General features: G+C 35.0%; 14 protein-coding genes, 28 tRNA genes and 1 rRNA gene. 41 read left to right on the top strand and 2 right to left on the bottom strand.

From position 1 onward, the window contains the following. The first annotated feature begins 12 nt into the window (after window positions 1-12). The 29 genes from rrf (at window position 13) to LIX58_RS12150 (ending at window position 2,657) form a co-directional block, all read left to right on the top strand. A 5S ribosomal RNA gene (rrf, locus tag LIX58_RS12290) occupies window positions 13-127 on the top strand. Between the two features lie 10 nt (window positions 128-137). Continuing rightward, window positions 138-213: transfer RNA gene (locus tag LIX58_RS12285), tRNA-Val, on the top strand. 13 nt (window positions 214-226) lie between these two features. Continuing rightward, window positions 227-302 (top strand) — tRNA-Thr (locus LIX58_RS12280). A gap of 5 nt (window positions 303-307) precedes the next feature. Further along, a tRNA-Lys gene (locus LIX58_RS12275) sits at window positions 308-380 on the top strand. 9 nt (window positions 381-389) lie between these two features. Continuing rightward, window positions 390-471 (top strand) — tRNA-Leu (locus LIX58_RS12270). Between the two features lie 3 nt (window positions 472-474). After that, window positions 475-549: transfer RNA gene (locus LIX58_RS12265), tRNA-Gly, on the top strand. Window positions 550-562: 13 nt separating this feature from the next. Then, window positions 563-651: transfer RNA gene (locus LIX58_RS12260), tRNA-Leu, on the top strand. Window positions 652-661: 10 nt separating this feature from the next. Continuing rightward, window positions 662-735: transfer RNA gene (locus tag LIX58_RS12255), tRNA-Arg, on the top strand. A gap of 8 nt (window positions 736-743) precedes the next feature. After that, window positions 744-817 (top strand) — tRNA-Pro (locus tag LIX58_RS12250). A gap of 21 nt (window positions 818-838) precedes the next feature. Beyond that, window positions 839-914 (top strand) — tRNA-Ala (locus LIX58_RS12245). Between the two features lie 26 nt (window positions 915-940). Beyond that, window positions 941-1,014: transfer RNA gene (locus LIX58_RS12240), tRNA-Met, on the top strand. 28 nt (window positions 1,015-1,042) lie between these two features. Further along, a tRNA-Ile gene (locus LIX58_RS12235) sits at window positions 1,043-1,116 on the top strand. Window positions 1,117-1,125: 9 nt separating this feature from the next. Next, window positions 1,126-1,215 (top strand) — tRNA-Ser (locus tag LIX58_RS12230). 7 nt (window positions 1,216-1,222) lie between these two features. Continuing rightward, window positions 1,223-1,298, top strand: a tRNA-Asp gene (locus LIX58_RS12225). A gap of 35 nt (window positions 1,299-1,333) precedes the next feature. After that, a tRNA-Ser gene (locus LIX58_RS12220) sits at window positions 1,334-1,426 on the top strand. A 15-nt stretch (window positions 1,427-1,441) separates the two neighbouring features. Next, window positions 1,442-1,515 (top strand) — tRNA-Met (locus LIX58_RS12215). 8 nt (window positions 1,516-1,523) lie between these two features. After that, window positions 1,524-1,599: transfer RNA gene (locus LIX58_RS12210), tRNA-Asp, on the top strand. Window positions 1,600-1,610: 11 nt separating this feature from the next. Next, window positions 1,611-1,683 (top strand) — tRNA-Phe (locus LIX58_RS12205). A 9-nt stretch (window positions 1,684-1,692) separates the two neighbouring features. Next, window positions 1,693-1,768: transfer RNA gene (locus tag LIX58_RS12200), tRNA-Thr, on the top strand. 6 nt (window positions 1,769-1,774) lie between these two features. Continuing rightward, window positions 1,775-1,858: transfer RNA gene (locus LIX58_RS12195), tRNA-Tyr, on the top strand. Window positions 1,859-1,868: 10 nt separating this feature from the next. Further along, window positions 1,869-1,942: transfer RNA gene (locus tag LIX58_RS12190), tRNA-Trp, on the top strand. A 2-nt stretch (window positions 1,943-1,944) separates the two neighbouring features. Next, a tRNA-His gene (locus LIX58_RS12185) sits at window positions 1,945-2,017 on the top strand. A 13-nt stretch (window positions 2,018-2,030) separates the two neighbouring features. Beyond that, window positions 2,031-2,102 (top strand) — tRNA-Gln (locus LIX58_RS12180). Window positions 2,103-2,112: 10 nt separating this feature from the next. Further along, a tRNA-Cys gene (locus LIX58_RS12175) sits at window positions 2,113-2,186 on the top strand. Between the two features lie 9 nt (window positions 2,187-2,195). After that, a tRNA-Gly gene (locus tag LIX58_RS12170) sits at window positions 2,196-2,270 on the top strand. An 11-nt stretch (window positions 2,271-2,281) separates the two neighbouring features. Further along, window positions 2,282-2,356: transfer RNA gene (locus tag LIX58_RS12165), tRNA-Gly, on the top strand. Window positions 2,357-2,367: 11 nt separating this feature from the next. Further along, window positions 2,368-2,442 (top strand) — tRNA-Gly (locus LIX58_RS12160). A gap of 14 nt (window positions 2,443-2,456) precedes the next feature. Next, window positions 2,457-2,531 (top strand) — tRNA-Gly (locus LIX58_RS12155). 42 nt (window positions 2,532-2,573) lie between these two features. After that, a tRNA-Leu gene (locus tag LIX58_RS12150) sits at window positions 2,574-2,657 on the top strand. 144 nt (window positions 2,658-2,801) lie between these two features. Here the strand turns inward: LIX58_RS12150 and LIX58_RS12145 are convergent. Beyond that, window positions 2,802-4,118 carry an ISL3 family transposase gene (locus LIX58_RS12145; RefSeq protein WP_226386171.1) on the bottom strand — a complete coding sequence of 439 codons (1,317 nt, stop codon included), beginning with the start codon at window positions 4,116-4,118 and terminating at the stop codon, window positions 2,802-2,804. Between the two features lie 490 nt (window positions 4,119-4,608). Here LIX58_RS12145 and LIX58_RS12140 point away from each other — a divergent pair, with 490 nt between their 5' ends. The 9 genes from LIX58_RS12140 to fumC all read left to right on the top strand — a co-directional run bounded on the left by LIX58_RS12140 (window position 4,609) and on the right by fumC (window position 12,781). Then, window positions 4,609-5,667 (top strand): PTS transporter subunit IIC, encoded by a 1,059-nt coding sequence (locus LIX58_RS12140; protein ID WP_154838418.1) that lies wholly within the window; start codon window positions 4,609-4,611, stop codon window positions 5,665-5,667. 119 nt (window positions 5,668-5,786) lie between these two features. Beyond that, entirely contained in the window at window positions 5,787-7,241 is a 1,455-nt protein-coding gene (locus LIX58_RS12135) for an ABC transporter substrate-binding protein/permease (RefSeq protein ID WP_154838419.1), read from the top strand. Beyond that, window positions 7,234-7,956 carry an amino acid ABC transporter ATP-binding protein gene (locus tag LIX58_RS12130; protein WP_126566240.1) on the top strand — a complete coding sequence of 241 codons (723 nt, stop codon included), beginning with the start codon at window positions 7,234-7,236 and terminating at the stop codon, window positions 7,954-7,956. The genes LIX58_RS12135 and LIX58_RS12130 overlap by 8 nt, the downstream gene beginning before the upstream one ends. 159 nt (window positions 7,957-8,115) lie before the next feature. Continuing rightward, a complete protein-coding gene (queG, locus tag LIX58_RS12125; RefSeq protein ID WP_126566238.1) occupies window positions 8,116-9,243 on the top strand; it encodes a tRNA epoxyqueuosine(34) reductase QueG in 1,128 nt (375 codons plus the stop codon). Further along, window positions 9,244-9,714 carry a tRNA (uridine(34)/cytosine(34)/5-carboxymethylaminomethyluridine(34)-2'-O)-methyltransferase TrmL gene (trmL, locus tag LIX58_RS12120; protein WP_154838420.1) on the top strand — a complete coding sequence of 157 codons (471 nt, stop codon included), beginning with the start codon at window positions 9,244-9,246 and terminating at the stop codon, window positions 9,712-9,714. A 173-nt stretch (window positions 9,715-9,887) separates the two neighbouring features. Continuing rightward, a complete protein-coding gene (locus LIX58_RS12115; RefSeq protein ID WP_186805213.1) occupies window positions 9,888-10,487 on the top strand; it encodes a 6-phosphogluconolactonase in 600 nt (199 codons plus the stop codon). A 19-nt stretch (window positions 10,488-10,506) separates the two neighbouring features. Beyond that, window positions 10,507-10,683 carry an SAS053 family DNA gyrase inhibitor gene (locus LIX58_RS12110; RefSeq protein ID WP_371869263.1) on the top strand — a complete coding sequence of 59 codons (177 nt, stop codon included), beginning with the start codon at window positions 10,507-10,509 and terminating at the stop codon, window positions 10,681-10,683. Window positions 10,684-10,867: 184 nt separating this feature from the next. Beyond that, complete coding sequence (locus LIX58_RS12105; protein WP_126566231.1) at window positions 10,868-11,260, top strand: hypothetical protein; 393 nt, start codon at window positions 10,868-10,870, stop codon at window positions 11,258-11,260. Window positions 11,261-11,395: 135 nt separating this feature from the next. Further along, window positions 11,396-12,781 (top strand): class II fumarate hydratase, encoded by a 1,386-nt coding sequence (fumC, locus tag LIX58_RS12100; protein WP_154838421.1) that lies wholly within the window; start codon window positions 11,396-11,398, stop codon window positions 12,779-12,781. A gap of 251 nt (window positions 12,782-13,032) precedes the next feature. Here fumC and LIX58_RS12095 read toward each other — a convergent pair whose 3' ends face one another. After that, the gene (locus tag LIX58_RS12095) at window positions 13,033-13,857 is read right to left on the bottom strand and encodes an RluA family pseudouridine synthase (RefSeq protein WP_126566226.1); all 825 of its coding nucleotides are present in this window, start codon (window positions 13,855-13,857) and stop codon (window positions 13,033-13,035) included. 210 nt (window positions 13,858-14,067) lie between these two features. On the opposite strand from LIX58_RS12095, the gene LIX58_RS12090 reads away from it, so the two are divergent. From LIX58_RS12090 to LIX58_RS12080, 3 genes are all read left to right on the top strand, one after another. Beyond that, complete coding sequence (locus LIX58_RS12090) at window positions 14,068-15,183, top strand: GAF domain-containing sensor histidine kinase (protein WP_154838422.1); 1,116 nt, start codon at window positions 14,068-14,070, stop codon at window positions 15,181-15,183. Window positions 15,184-15,200: 17 nt separating this feature from the next. Continuing rightward, entirely contained in the window at window positions 15,201-15,824 is a 624-nt protein-coding gene (locus tag LIX58_RS12085) for a response regulator (protein ID WP_126566221.1), read from the top strand. 274 nt (window positions 15,825-16,098) lie between these two features. After that, complete coding sequence (locus tag LIX58_RS12080; RefSeq protein WP_103298845.1) at window positions 16,099-16,563, top strand: helix-turn-helix transcriptional regulator; 465 nt, start codon at window positions 16,099-16,101, stop codon at window positions 16,561-16,563. Window positions 16,564-16,577 lie beyond the last annotated feature (14 nt).

The following is a 16,577-nucleotide window of genomic DNA, read 5'->3' as shown; positions in this document are numbered from 1 at the left end:
ATCATTCACTTGTCTGGTGACAATGGCAAGGAGGTCACACCTGTTCCCATGCCGAACACAGAAGTTAAGCTCCTTAGCGCCGATGGTAGTTGGATTTACGTTCCGCTAGAGTAGGACGTTGCCAGGCTTATAAGAATGGAGAATTAGCTCAGCTGGGAGAGCATCTGCCTTACAAGCAGAGGGTCGGCGGTTCGAACCCGTCATTCTCCACCATTCAAATTAAATAGCCGGCCTAGCTCAATTGGTAGAGCAACTGACTTGTAATCAGTAGGTTGGGGGTTCAAGTCCTCTGGCCGGCACCATCTAAGAGCCATTAGCTCAGTTGGTAGAGCATCTGACTTTTAATCAGAGGGTCAGAGGTTCGAATCCTCTATGGCTCACATGTATACGCGGGTGTGGCGGAATTGGCAGACGCACTAGACTTAGGATCTAGCGCCTTACGGCGTGGGGGTTCGACTCCCTTCACCCGCATATGCGGAAGTAGTTCAGTGGTAGAACACCACCTTGCCAAGGTGGGGGTCGCGGGTTCGAATCCCGTCTTCCGCTCCATTAATTTTATAGTGCCGGGGTGGCGGAACTGGCAGACGCACAGGACTTAAAATCCTGCGGTGAGAGATCACCGTACCGGTTCGATTCCGGTCCTCGGCACCATTATTATTTTGCGCCCGTAGCTCAATTGGATAGAGCGTTTGACTACGGATCAAAAGGTTATGGGTTCGACTCCTATCGGGCGCGTTCTCTTACGGGAAGTAGCTCAGCTTGGTAGAGCACTTGGTTTGGGACCAAGGGGTCGCAGGTTCGAATCCTGTCTTCCCGATAGGAACTATTTATAAAATATGGGGGCTTAGCTCAGCTGGGAGAGCGCCTGCTTTGCACGCAGGAGGTCAGCGGTTCGATCCCGCTAGTCTCCACCATATTTCAAATTTACAAACTAGATAACGGCGGTGTAGCTCAGCTGGCTAGAGCGTACGGTTCATACCCGTGAGGTCGGGGGTTCGATCCCCTCCACCGCCACTAATTAATAGTTGTAGAATTATAATTTGGACCTTTAGCTCAGTTGGTTAGAGCTAACGGCTCATAACCGTTCGGTCGCAGGTTCGAGTCCTGCAAGGTCCATATAATTTTGGAGGAATACCCAAGTCCGGCTGAAGGGATCGGTCTTGAAAACCGACAGGGGCTTAACGGCTCGCGGGGGTTCGAATCCCTCTTCCTCCGTCTTTTTGGTCTCGTAGTGTAGCGGTTAACACGCCTGCCTGTCACGCAGGAGATCGCGGGTTCGATTCCCGTCGAGACCGCCATCTAATAATTTAATAGCAAATTACCTATAAAATGTGGAGGAATACCCAAGTCCGGCTGAAGGGATCGGTCTTGAAAACCGACAGGGCCTTAACGGGCCGCGGGGGTTCGAATCCCTCTTCCTCCGCCATTTATTTTTCATTATCGCGGGATGGAGCAGTTCGGTAGCTCGTCGGGCTCATAACCCGAAGGTCGGTGGTTCAAATCCGCCTCCCGCAATTTAGATTGGTCTCGTAGTGTAGCGGTTAACACGCCTGCCTGTCACGCAGGAGATCGCGGGTTCGATTCCCGTCGAGACCGCCATTACTTATTATGGTTCAGTAGCTCAGTTGGTAGAGCAATGGATTGAAGCTCCATGTGTCGGCAGTTCGACTCTGTCCTGAACCATTTTAGATTGCCGGCCTAGCTCAATTGGTAGAGCAACTGACTTGTAATCAGTAGGTTGGGGGTTCAAGTCCTCTGGCCGGCACCATCTCATGGAGGGGTAGCGAAGTGGCTAAACGCGGCGGACTGTAAATCCGCTCCTTCGGGTTCGGCAGTTCGAATCTGCCCCCCTCCACCATCTATTTAATAGGGACATAGTTCAACGGTAGAATAGAGGTCTCCAAAACCTTTGATGTGGGTTCGATTCCTACTGTCCCTGCCATGGCGGTTGTGGCGAAGTGGTTAACGCATCGGATTGTGGTTCCGACACTCGAGGGTTCGATTCCCTTCAACCGCCCTTATAATATTAATGGGCTATAGCCAAGCGGTAAGGCAACGGACTTTGACTCCGTCACGCGCTGGTTCGAATCCAGCTAGCCCAGTTTTTTTATTGGCGGCATAGCCAAGTGGTAAGGCAGAGGTCTGCAAAACCTTTATCACCGGTTCAAATCCGGTTGCCGCCTCCAACTTACTATGCGGGAGTAGTTCAACTTTTAGAACACATTCCTTCCCGGAATGAGATATAGGTGTAAGTCCTATCTTCCGCTCCATTTAATATAATGCGGGAGTATTTCAACTCTTAGAATACGTTCTTTCCCGGAACGAGATATAGGTGCAAATCCTATCTTCCGCTCCATTTAATATAATGCGGGAGTATTTCAACTTTTAGAATACATTCCTTCCCGGAATGAGATATAGGTGCAAGTCCTATCTTCCGCTCCATAATTTAATATAGCGCGGGAGTATTTCAATTTTTAGAATACGTTCCTTCCCGGAACGAGATATAGGTGCAAGTCCTATCTTCCGCTCCATATATTGCTTCCAGATGGAAGTTTTTTATTTATCTAAATTGTGCCGGCGTGGCGGAATTGGCAGACGCGCGGGACTCAAAATCCCGTTCCTTCATTGGAGTGTCGGTTCGACCCCGACCGCCGGTATTTATTTAAATTCTTTTAGGAATTTTTAGAGTGAAAATGTTGTTAAATCAACGTTTTCACTCTTTTTTTATGCTTTTAGACACGTTTAGAAACTATTTTTTGGGGCTCTACGTCAAATCGGACTGATGAGTCCTAATATTGAGATTAAGCAACCTTAGGTTGTTTAATCTCTTTTTTTGTTGTTGAGGCAAATAGTCGCGAAGTTATAATAATTCGATTACGTAAATTATCATAATTTCTATAACCAAAAGATACCCTTTTAATGAGTTTGATTTTATTATTAATTCCTTCTAACGGACCGTTGGTCAGGTTAGAATATATCATGGAGTTTTCAATGAAAGCTGTTAATCTTCTTAAAGTTCTAATGACTGGACGTAATCTAGGACACACATCTGAAAGATGAATAGAAAAGAGTTTATGAGTAAATTTCTCTATTTGGTTTTCTTTTAATAATCGTCTTAGCTCATGAACGTAGTGATATGTATTAAATAATTCAACGTCTACACTTAATAAGTAATTCATAATTCCTTTTTCGGTTTTCCACTCTTTAAATAAACGGACTTTACGATAATTAAATGCCTCTAGCGTTTCAAAAGGTTTAAGAAATAGTTTCCAATAACTTTTATATTTATTGTAAAGCGGTCTATTAGAGGTTCTATAACAATTCATTATATGAACTCTAGACATATTTAACGCTCGATTTAAAGATTGAACAATATGGAAACGATCAATAATAATCTTCGCATTAGGAAATAATTGTTTGATTAGCGACATATAGGGTTCATACATATCAATCGTTACAGTTTTGACTTTTTGTCTTAGTTTCAAAGAATAACGATAAAAATGATCTTTCAGCGATTTTAACTTACGATCCGCTACCACATCTACGATGCGGTGTGATACAGCATCTGCATAAATAAAACTCATTTTTCCAATTACATTTTTAACACTTTTAAATTCGTCCATCATTAAGTGTTCAGGTAAAGCATCAAAAGAAGACTGACCTACGTCGCTTGCCGCTTGATTAATCACTCTAGATACAGTCATTGATGATACTAAGCATGACTTAGCGATAGATTTTTGAGAGCGGTATTCTTGTGCTTTATCTAAAACTGCAAGTTTTGTTTTGTTAGAAATAAAACAATAATCGTCGACAATATTAGATTTAGCAGTAAAATAACTATCACATGTTTTACAATAAAATCTTTGTTTTTGAAGCTTTAAATAAGCAGGTATTTCCATAATTTTAAGTAAAGTAATCGTTGAAGTTTTCTTCCCATTTTTCACTATAGAGAAATTTTCGTTTTTAGTTAAACAGTTTTCACAATGTGTAGGTTGATAAGTAAGCTCTGCATAGTAAAACAAACTCTTTCGTCCTTTATATTTTTTCTCAGTCACTTCATCTGAAAAATTTAGATTTTTATCTTTAATTCTTAATGTATTTAATATAGACTTACACATAGGCGCATTACCTTTCTTTTTTATTTGGTGTGGTAGCTAATAATTATAGAGGTAATTGCGCTATTTTTGTATTCAAAACATAAAAATTTGACTGATGATTTTTAGTCATCAGTCCAATTTATTATAGAGCCTTTTTTGGCCACTGACTGGTCACTGAAAGATTTTGAGATGACAATTATAGTCACTGGAGGTTATATATTTTCAATTATATGTACTGCTTTCTTATTATCTTTTAGAGTTATATCACTAAAACACTTTTACACACTAGAAACCTTGATTTATAGGGGGTTCTTTTTTATTAGACACCATATAAAACTAATAAAAAAGGCCCCGAATGGACCCCGAAACAATTATTTGTAAAAATGGGGTCCAAAAATCGTAATTAAAACCTCAACATTTCAATAATGAATCAATAAAAGTCTTTAATTTATATTGTTTATAAATGGATAATGTACTAATATAAAGCTAATGTTTGGAAACGGAGGCTACTATGAATAAACAACGTTTGACTATGAAATATTTTTTTAGCAATATTTTGAATGCGGTTGGGGCAGGGGTAGTTATAGCATTATTACCTAATGCTCTATTAGGGGAACTTTTAAAGTTTTTTAAAGAGGGTCATCCCACATTAGAAGTAATATTTCAAATTGTGACTGTGATTCAGTCATTTATGGCATTTATTATTGGTATATTAGCTGCGCATCAATTTCGTTTCAGTGGGGCTGGTGCAAGTATGGTTGGTGTATCAGCAATGTTAGGTTCTGGCGCGATACAGTTTAGTGCGAATGGCATTGCATTGAAAGGTATAGGCGATATTATTAACACAATTATAGTTGTGATTATTGCATGTGCTTTTTATTTACTTTTACAAGGTAAATTAGGTTCATTTGAAATGATTATATTACCTGTATTAATTCCAGTAGTAAGTGGACTGATTGGATTATTAACACTCCCTTATGTACAGACTATTACTAAAGCACTTGGTCATATGATTAATTCATTTACTGAACTAAATCCATTGTTAATGACTATATTGATAAGTGTTACATATGCTTTATTAATGGTTACACCAATATCTTTAGTTGCTATCGCTACTGCAATTGGACTTTCAGGATTAGGTAGTGGGGCAGCTAATATGGGTATTGTAGCGGCTTGTGTGACCTTCTTCTTTGGATCACTACGCGTCAATTCAATTGGTGTAAATATTGTACTATTTATTGGTGCTGCTAAAATGATGATTCCTGTTTATTTCAAGCATCTCATCATAGCTATACCTTTAGCTTTAAACGGTATTATAGGAGGTATTCTTGCATACGCAATTGGTATCAAGGGTACGCCGTTATCAGCAGGATTTGGCTACACTGGACTAGTAGGCCCTATCAACGCGTTAAACCGTATGCCTGGTAATATTACAATGAATATCATCCTATTAACTTTTGGATATCTAATTATTCCTTTCGTAAGTGCGTTCATTATACATGAAATATGCAAAAAATTAATACCATCATATACAGATAGTATTTATCGTTTTGAAATACCTAAACAATAACATTAATAATAAAGCGCTTATCTTAACTTTACGAGATAAGTGCTTTATTTTTTTAAAATTAATATTGCATAATAATTCGTTAATATGTATAATAATTTAAAACCAAAAGGAGGTTGCCTATGAAATATATTTCTAAGTTAATCATCATAGCAATCTTAATTAGTATGACTTTAATATACATAGAACCAATAGCTCACGCTGATGAAGATGCTAAGTGGGAAAAAATTAAGCAAAGTGGAGAATTGAAAGTGGGTCTATCAGCTGATTATGCACCACTTGAATTCGAAAAAACAGTCAATGGCAAAAGTGTTTATGCAGGTGTTGATATAGAGTTAGCCAAAAAAATAGCTGACGATAATCATCTAAAACTAAAAATTGTGAATATGCAATTTGATAGTTTATTAGGTGCTTTAAAAACTGGAAAAATAGATATTATTATTTCTGGTATGACATCAACACCAGAAAGAAAAAAAGAAGTAGACTTCTCTGATTCTTATATGGAGTCAAGTAATGTGGTATTAATTAGAAAAAGTGATAAAGATACATACCGTTCATTAAAAGATTTTGCTAATAAAAAAGTTGCAGCGCAAAAAGGTACTGAACAAGAAAAGATAGCGCAACAAGAAATTGAGAATGTTGATTTAAGTTTGTTAAACCGCTTGCCGGATGCTATTTTAGCTTTAAAAAGTAAAAAAGTAGAAGGCTTGGTTGTTGAAAAACCAGTAGCTGAAGCTTATGCAAAACAAAATGAGGATTTAGTAATTGATAATGCTGATTTTAATGAGGCTAAAAAAGACACAGTGATTGCAGTTCCTAAAAATTCACCACTTTTATTAGAACATATCAATAAAACAATTAAAGAAGTTAAAGATAAAAAGATGATTGATCAATATATGGATAAAGCAGCAAAAGAAATGCAAGATGATGGGAATTTCTTTAGTAAATATGGTGCTTTCTTTATTAAAGGAATAAAAAATACAATTTTAATTTCTTTTATTGGAGTGATCTTTGGAGCGATAATTGGTGCCTTAATAGCTTTAGCGAAATTAAGTAAATTTAAATTATTATCATGGATAGCTTCTGTATATGTTGAATTCCTTAGAGGTACTCCAATACTTGTTCAAGTATTTTTAGTGTTCTTTGGTACTACAGCTGTATTAGGATTAGATGTTTCAGCATTAATATGTGGAACAATAGCGTTAGTTATTAACTCCTCAGCCTATATTGCAGAAATTTTCAGAGCTGGTATTAATGCTGTAGATAAAGGACAAACAGAGGCAGCACAATGCTTAGGATTGAACTATTCTAAAACGATGCTCCACATTATTTTACCTCAAGCAGTAAAGAATGTTTTACCAGCGCTTGGTAATGAATTCGTAACATTAATTAAAGAATCATCAATTGTTTCAACAATTGGTGTAAGTGAAATAATGTTTAACGCTCAAGTTGTTCAAGGTATTTCATTCGATCCATTTACACCATTAATTATTGCAGCAGTATTATATTTTGTATTAACTTTCTCTTTATCAAGAATAATGAGTTTAATTGAAGGGAGAATGAAAGCCAGTGATTAAAGTTCAGAATTTAAATAAATCTTTCGGGAAAAATGAAGTGTTAAAAGACATCAATTTAGAAGTACATAAAGGTGAAGTAATCGCTATTATAGGGCCTTCAGGAAGTGGTAAAAGTACATTATTAAGATGTATGAATTTACTTGAAACACCTTCGAATGGAAAGGTCATTTTTGAAGGTAATGAATTAACGCAAAAAAGTACGAATTTGGATACGTTACGCCAGAAAATGGGTATGGTTTTTCAAAATTTCAATTTATTTCCACACAAAACAGTACTAGAAAATGTGATACTTGCGCCTAAATTACTAAAAAAAGATAACTTAGGAAATTTGAAAAAAGAAGGGAAAGCACTACTCAAAAAAGTCGGTTTAGAAGAAAAAGCAGAGGTGTATCCTGCTCAATTGTCAGGTGGTCAAAAACAAAGGGTAGCAATTGCAAGAGCATTAGCTATGCATCCTGACGTCATTTTATTTGATGAACCAACTTCAGCACTTGATCCAGAAGTTGTTTACGAGGTGCTTAAAGTAATGAAAGAACTTGCTAAAGAAGGTATGACGATGGTAGTTGTGACGCATGAGATGGGATTTGCTAAAGATGTAAGTGATAGAGTAGTATTTATGGCTGATGGCTATGTTGTCGAAAGTGGCACCCCTCAACATATCTTTAATAGCCCTAAACATGAAAGAACTCAGAACTTCCTCGCTAGAGTGTTATAAGTAGTCACTACCTTTAAATAAGATTTTAAGAATGGAGTCGGAATTATGAAATCTTAATGATTTCTGTTCCGCTCTTTTTTATTGAGATAAATCTTGCATCTTTAAATATCCCTTTGTGTTACAATGTCCTATGGATATTTTTTATAGGAGGAAGATTTAGTGGATTATAAGCAGCTAAAAAAAGAAATAATTGACTATGCTTATACTATTGGAATTGATAGCATCGGTTTTACAACTGCAGATCCATTTGATGAACTAAAACAAAAGTTAGAGGATTATCATGCGAAAGGCTATGCTTCAGGGTTTGAAGAATCTGATATCGCTTTACGTACGGAACCTAAATTAAGTCTGCCAACTGCGCGCTCTATCATTGCTATTGCAGTCGGTTACCCTAATAAATTAAAAGGTGCTCCTAAAAGTGTAAGAGGAGACAGAAGAGGTATGTTTGCGCGTGCCTCATGGGGTCAAGATTATCATACAATTATGAAGAAGCGATTAGATAAATTAGCTGAGTTTATAATATCTAAAGTGCCAGATGTAGAAATTAAAAGTATGGTGGACACAGGCGTGCTTTCTGATAGAGCAGTGGCGGAACGAGCTGGGTTAGGCTTTGCTGGTCGTAACGGATTTATTATCAACCCTGATTTAGGTACGTGGACATATTTGGGAGAAATGTTAGTTAGTATTCCATTTGAACCTGATGACCCAGTATTAGATAGTTGTGGTGATTGCACGATTTGTGTGGACCGTTGTCCGACTGGTGCATTAGTTGGTAATGGTCAATTAAATGCACAAAAATGTATTAGTTTTCTTACGCAAACTAAAGGTTATTTACAAGATGAATATCGTTATAAAATTGGTAACCGTTTATATGGTTGTGATACTTGCCAACAAGTTTGTCCTAAAAATAGAGGTATTAATACTACTCATGATGATATCGTTTTAGAACCAGAAATACTAAAACCACGTTTAGTGCCATTATTACAAATGAGTAATAAAGAATTTAAAAATACTTATGGGCACCTAGCAGGCGCTTGGAGAGGAAAAAAGCCCATCCAAAGAAATGCTATAATAGCTTTGGCTCACTTTAATGAAGAAACTGCTATACCAGAATTAAAAGAAGTTGCTATGAATGATCCAAGACCTATGATTAGGGGAACAGCTTATTGGGCAATTGGACAAATTCTTGGTGAAGCGGCTCGTGAATTTATACAAGAACATTACGATGACGAACTAGAAGAAGTTCAAGTTGAAATGTTAAAAGGACTAGAAATGAGGAAACAATAAATGACAAATCATATCGTATTATTTCAACCTGAAATACCTGCAAATACAGGAAACATAGCACGTACTTGTGCGGGGTCAAATACAAATCTACATTTAATCAAACCTTTAGGCTTTAGTACAGATGATAAAATGTTAAAACGTGCTGGATTAGACTACTGGGAGCATGTGAATATAACGTATCATGAAAGTATTGAAGAATTTTTTGAAGTGACTGAGGGAGAATATTATCTTTTAACAAAATTTGGTAAGCAAACTTACAGCGATTTTAATTTTAATAAACCAAATACTGATTTATTTTTTATTTTCGGAAGAGAAACAACAGGCTTACCTGACTGGGTTAAAGAAAAATACGCAGATACAGCATTAAGAATTCCAATGAGTGAAAATATTCGTTCATTAAACTTATCTAATACTGCAGCTTTATTGATTTATGAAGCGCTTCGCCAGCAAAATTTCCCAGGCTTATTATAAGTAAAACGATAAACTCATTCATATTTAAATGCATTTATACAATAAAAAATGTTATATTTATTAGTGAATTATTATAACATTTTAAATTAGTTTGATTCACTTGTCATAAGGGTATTTTATTATATAATACCGTTTTTTTAAGACAAATGAGATTCAAGAGGAGTGTAATAACAATGGCAATGAACTTTAAAGTATTTAATGATGTTGACCAAGTAGCACAATTCACAGCGGACATCATTAGAAAGCAATTTAACAACAATCCTACAACTATTGCAGGGCTACATTTAGATAGAGAAACTGCACCAGTATTAGATGAATTAAAAAAAGATGTAGATCGTAATCCTGTAGATTTCAGTCAAATCAACATTTTAGATTATGATGAAAACCGTTCTTTTTATGAAGCATTAGGTGTACCATCAAGTCAAATTTATCCTATTAACTTAGACGATGATGCAGCATCTCTTATTGATGACAAAATTAAAACTAAAGAAAACAAAGGTAAGCTTATTTTACAAGTGACTTCTATTGATGAAAAAGGTAGCTTAAATGTAAATATTAGACAAGGCTTAATGAAAGCACGTGAAGTAGTATTAGTTATCACTGGCGGAAGTAAACGCGAGTTTGTTAAAAAATTATATGAGGAAAATGGTAAATCAAGCTTCGAACCAGCAGATTTAAAAGTACATCGTATGGTAACAGTAGTATTAGATAGAGCTGCTGCTGAAGGTTTACCTGAAGACGTTAAAGAATACTTTACTGCTCATTTTGCATAAATCTATAAGTGAGGTTTAAATGATGTCTGATAAAAAAGAAACAGAATTGAATTATCATGAAGAAGAGAATGCAATGGTTCAAGACTTAGATGATTTAAAGGAATTAGGTAAAGAAATGGAGCAAATTTCTGAGGAAAATGATGAAGAGAAATTTAGTCAATCACATGATTCAGATGTTCGCTCTGATTTAGATTAATCTTGAGTTAAAAAAGAGGCATATCTCTATATAATATTATAAACAAAGTAAAGTAAGTTGAAGCGGGTCAAAGAATTCATTTTAGTTACTAAGTGACTTCTGGCTCGCTTTTTTAATTTACACAAAAGCAACACATTTTATATGGTAAAATATGTATTAATAAAAGAGATGAGGAGCAATATCGATGTTGCATAAATATTGGCTACACATTACAATTGCAACGATTATCGTGAGTCTATTATCAATAAAAGGATTTCCTATTGCCTTAGGAACGTTATACTTGCCTATTTTATTCAAAATCGTACAATTACAATTAAACTTATCTGAAGGATTAATTGATGATGTTACGGCAAAACCTTTTATTAAAAGTAATCAGACAGGCGTAATCATAAGTGTAATATGTTGTATACTTGTCACTGCAATTCTAATGTATACATTAAACGATTTTTATCAAGGATTATCAGGCTTTTTAGGTGTATTAATTACACTAAGTCCGGTTACTTTAGTATTAAGTGTTATCTTATATATTTTAAGCGCTATAGCGGTCGTACAAGCTGTAAAAATCAAATATGAATAACTGAATAAAGTTCTCACCACTTGAAACTGATTCAAGTGGTTTTTTCATTATGAAACCGTTTTAGTTGTTCATTGCTCATTGAATTTAATTAATGCTATACTTAAGTTAAATAAGCATATAAGGGGAGATCATCAAATGTCAGTAAGAATTGAACATGATACTTTTGGAGAAATTGAAGTACCAGCAGATAAATATTGGGGCGCTCAAACTGAGAGAAGTAAACGCAATTTCCCAGTAGGTAAAGAGCGTATGCCAATTGAAGTTGTATACGGTTTTGCTCAATTGAAAAGGGGCGCAGCGCTAGCTAACCATGAGCTTGGTAAATTAAGCGACATTAAAAAAGATGCTATCGTTCACGCATGTGATTTAATTTTAAAAGGTGAATTAGATGAACATTTCCCATTAGTCGTATGGCAAACAGGAAGTGGCACACAAAGTAACATGAATGTCAACGAAGTAGTCAGTTATGTGGCTAATGAATATTTAAAAGAACATGGTAGTGATGAATCTATTCATCCTAATGACGATGTGAATAAATCACAAAGTTCTAATGATACATTCCCAACAGCAATGCACGTTGCGTTATATCATGAAGTAGAAACTAAATTAGAACCTGCTTTAAAACATTTACGCGATACTTTTAAAGAAAAAGAAGATAAATTCCAATCTATTATTAAGATTGGACGTACACATTTACAAGATGCGACACCAATTAGATTAGGCCAAGAAATTAGTGGTTGGCGCTATATGTTAGATAAATGTGAAGAATTATTATCTGAATCTAAAAAACATATTCTAAACTTAGCAATCGGTGGTACAGCGGTAGGTACAGGAATTAATGCGCATCCTGAATTTGGTGATAAAGTAGCAAAATTTATCTCTGAGAATACTGGATATGACTTTGTGTCATCTGAGAATAAATTCCATGCTTTAACATCTCATGATGAAGTAGTGCAATTACATGGTACATTAAAAGCATTAGCTGCTGATTTAATGAAGATTGCTAACGATGTGAGATGGTTAGCTTCAGGACCTAGAGCTGGACTTGCTGAAATCTCTATCCCTGAAAATGAACCAGGTTCATCAATCATGCCTGGTAAAGTAAACCCAACACAATGTGAAATGTTAACAATGGTAGCAGTACAAGTAATGGGTAACGATAGTGTAGTTGGCTTTGCTAGCTCACAAGGTAACTTTGAATTAAATGTATTCAAACCAGTTATTCTGCATAATACATTACAATCAATTTACTTATTAGCTGATGGTATGCAAACATTTAATGATAATTGTGCAGTAGGTATCGAACCAATTGAAGAAAATATTGATAATTACTTAAATCAATCATTAATGCTTGTTACTGCTTTAAACCCACATATCGGTTATGAAAAAGCAGCTCAAATTGCTAAAAAAGCACACAAAGAAGGATTAACATTAAAAGAATCTGCAATTGATTCTGGTTATGTTACTGAAGAACAATTTGAAGAATGGATTAAACCTGAAGATATGGTTGATCCTCATTAATTGAATAAAAATTAAGGAGGCTGAGACAAATTAAAATGTCTCAGCCTTTGCTAATATATATTGGCAGTAGCTGACTGGTTTGAAAATGCGCTTAAATCAAGCTTTTTTCAAATCTAGTCATCCTTGCCGGGGAGCGGGGCCCCAGCACAGAGAATTTCATTAAGAAATTTCACTAATAAAGCAAGCTGGGGTTGGACGACGAAATTTACTTAATTTCTGTACCACTCCCCTTTTTTATATCTATACTTAGTTTAAATATCATCTAAACTAACTGAAATGAGTTCTTGAGTAAGTGGGTGTTTAAACTCTATTTGATAACTTTTAAGTTCCAATTGTCTTAGTGTGGAATCTCCATAAAGTGGATCTCCAATTACAGGGTGACCAATCTCAGCTAAGTGCACGCGAATTTGATGAGTACGACCAGTATCAAGTTTAATATCTAATTGACATACGCCTTCTTTAACCATCTCAGAAGATAAAATATGCGTGATAGCGCGTTGACCTGTATTTGAAATACGACGTTTATTCGGATGGAATTTATCTTTACCAATTGGCATATCAATTGTTTGAGGTTTTAGAGGTAATAGCGCTTTTACATTCGCTTTATAAATTCGCGTAATTTCATTATCTTCCAACATACGATCTAAAATCTTCTTCATTAATGGATTTTTAGCCACAATTAGTAAACCAACTGTCTCTTGGTCTAATCGATGAATAGGCTCGACATAGTCACTATCAACCGTATAAATCACGTGGTTCATTAATGTATTGCTCTCTTTTAAATCATTAGGATGCGTTTTAACCCCTTTAGGTTTCATTACAATCGCTAAATCATCATCCTCATAGCTAACTTGCGCATATCGATAACTTGGTAAATAATTACTTTTCTCTTCAGGCGTAGGAATGTAAACATTGTCTCCAGTAGATACTTTAGATGTCAGTTTAGCGGGCGCATCATTAACTGTAATTTCTTTAGACATATTAAGTTGATGTAAGTCTTTTTTTGGTAATTTCAACGTTTGAAAGATTTCTCTTAAAGTGAAATCATTATAAGTCTCAGGTATTTTAAATTTCATAGAATCCTCCTATTAAGTACGCATTTATCATATCATATCTTCGTTGTATTAGGCGTTGCGAATGATAGCTCTCTGAATGAAATTGATATTAATTATTCATTTTTTGAAAATGCTACCCCAACACGTAGCGTCCATTTTAAAAATTTAAAAAAATAAAAACACACGGTATAATGATATAATGCTAATAAGAATTTAATTGGAGCGAATAAGATGGAAAAACCAACTCGTTTAGCGCTATTAAAAGAAATTGCGGAATATCTTAATGAAGAAACAGAGCTCTATAGTATGATGAACGGTGCATTGAAATGTTTAATACAAGGCAGTAATTTCACTACAGGATGGATCTTCTTTATTAATGATGAAGGAAAACATGAGTTAGTAGCAGACGTTTATCTTCCTGGTGCTTTACAAGCTAATAACTGTCAATACATGTCAGAAGGTTCATGCTGGTGTGTAAAAGCATATCATAACCAAAGATTGACGAAAGCATCAAATATTATCAACTGTTCAAGAATTAATAAAGCAGCTCAAGCATATCAAGAAGCAACAGATGATATTACACATCACGCAACAGTACCACTCCGTTCAGGTGATGAACAATATGGCTTATTAAATGTGGCGACCCCTCATACTTCTGAATATAGTGAAGAAGATTTGGAACTGCTTGAATCAGTCGCATTACAAATAGGATCAGCAATCAAGCGAATTTACTTAACTGATCAGGAGAAAGAAGCGGCGCGTATTAATGAACGTAACCGCTTAGCTCGAGATTTACACGATTCTGTGAATCAAATGCTCTTTTCATTGAAATTAACTGCCCATGCTGCACACGATATTACGTCAGATGACATAGCAAAGCGGGCATTTAAAACTATTGAAGAAACGAGTCAAAATGCCGTGAATGAAATGCGTTCATTAATATGGCAATTGAAACCTGTAGGACTTGAACATGGTTTAGTGCATGCCCTAAGAAATTATGCAAAAGTATTAGGTATAAATTTGAATATTGAAATTGACGGACTAATTGATTTGTCTAATACAATAGAAGAGCATGTTTATAGAATGATACAAGAAGCAATGAATAATGCGAAAAAACATGCCCATACAAATACTATCTATGTAACTATAAAACAACAACATGATACGTTATACGTTGAAATTAAAGATAAAGGTATTGGATTTGATACTAAAGCACATAGTAGTCATCAATCACAAGGTTTGAAGAACTTAAATCAAAGAATTCATTTGTTAAAAGGACACTTACATATTCATTCAGAGATTAATGAAGGTACAAATATCCAATTTGATATTCCATTAACAAAGTAGGGGAAGGAGTTTAACATTTGGCAAAGGTAATTTTAATCGATGATCATCATATTGTAAGACAAGGATTAGAATTTTTACTGTCTACAGTAGAGGACTTAGAAGTTCAAGCTAGTTTTGCAGATGGTCAAAGTTTCATAGATGATTTAAAAGAGAATGCTTTACCAGATATTATTTTATTAGATTTAGTCATGCCTGGAATGAATGGCATTGAAGTGACAGAATACGTTAAAAAACATTATCCAGAAATAAAAGTACTCGTATTAACAAGCTACGTAGATGATGAGCATGTAATGTCAGCACTTAGTAAGGGTGCAGATGGTTATGAAATGAAAGACGTCGAACCACAGAAATTAATTAATACTATTTTACAAGTGTTGAATGATGAAAAGGTGATTCATCCTGAAGCAAAAAACGTCATGGCTTCTATGTCTCAGAAACCGCATTTTAATAACAAGTTATCAAAGAGAGAAATTGAAGTATTGCGTGAAATGGTTAAAGGTAAAACGAATAAAGAAATTGCCTCTACATTATTTGTTTCAGAAAAAACAATTAAAACGCATGTAAGTCATATTTTCAATAAATTAGAAGTAACAGATCGTACCCAAGCAGCAATTTATGCAATTGAAAATAAACTCATTTAACTAGAGAATATAAAAATTTATTCAAAATAAGATCTTTAAGGTATTAAAAATTAATATTGCAAAACAATTTCTTTTAAAAATAAATGATTTATTAAACTTGTTTAATTATTTTGACAATTTTGCCTTTAATAAAATTGTATGTAAAAACAAAAATTCCTCTTTTCATTTTATTGAAAATATATTAAGATGTAATTTGTGTTTCAAGAAATGTGTATTATTGCAATTTCTTGCGTCCGGAGAATATAACCCCTATTAGAAAGGTAGAGAACAAAATATGGATAGACAGAGTTTTACAGATTTAATTCAAACAAAATTTAAAATGGTAAGAATTGAAGCGGGCTATACGCAAGATACTATGGCTCAAACAATTGGCCTTTCAAAGAAAACATTAGTTCAAATCGAGAAAGAACGCGTGTTACCTAACTGGACAACTTGCGTATCAATTTGTGCATTATTTAGAGATTCTGACGTATTAAATAATACGTTCGGTTGTGACCCACTTGAAATTGTACAAACAATCTCACGTAATCACTGTGCATACCCTAACCATTCTACAACTAGTGATATTTATTGGAATACAATCGAGACTCGTAATGGTTTCATCTTACAAAGCAATAAAGTAAGCAATATCTATAGAGTACTTAACTCTGAGAAACAACCCATCTTTGGTACAGCGAAATTAAGAGAAGCTGAAACTTACTTTAACAGAAATGCTAAAGAAGAATTAATGCACGTCTAGTAAAGTGTAAACAG

The organism is Staphylococcus sp. Marseille-Q1834 (genome assembly GCF_916858875.1).
Lineage (GTDB): Bacteria > Bacillota > Bacilli > Staphylococcales > Staphylococcaceae > Staphylococcus > Staphylococcus pragensis.
The sequence above is the reverse complement of the archived record's forward strand: the minus strand, read 5'-3'. Positions and strand labels throughout refer to the sequence as shown.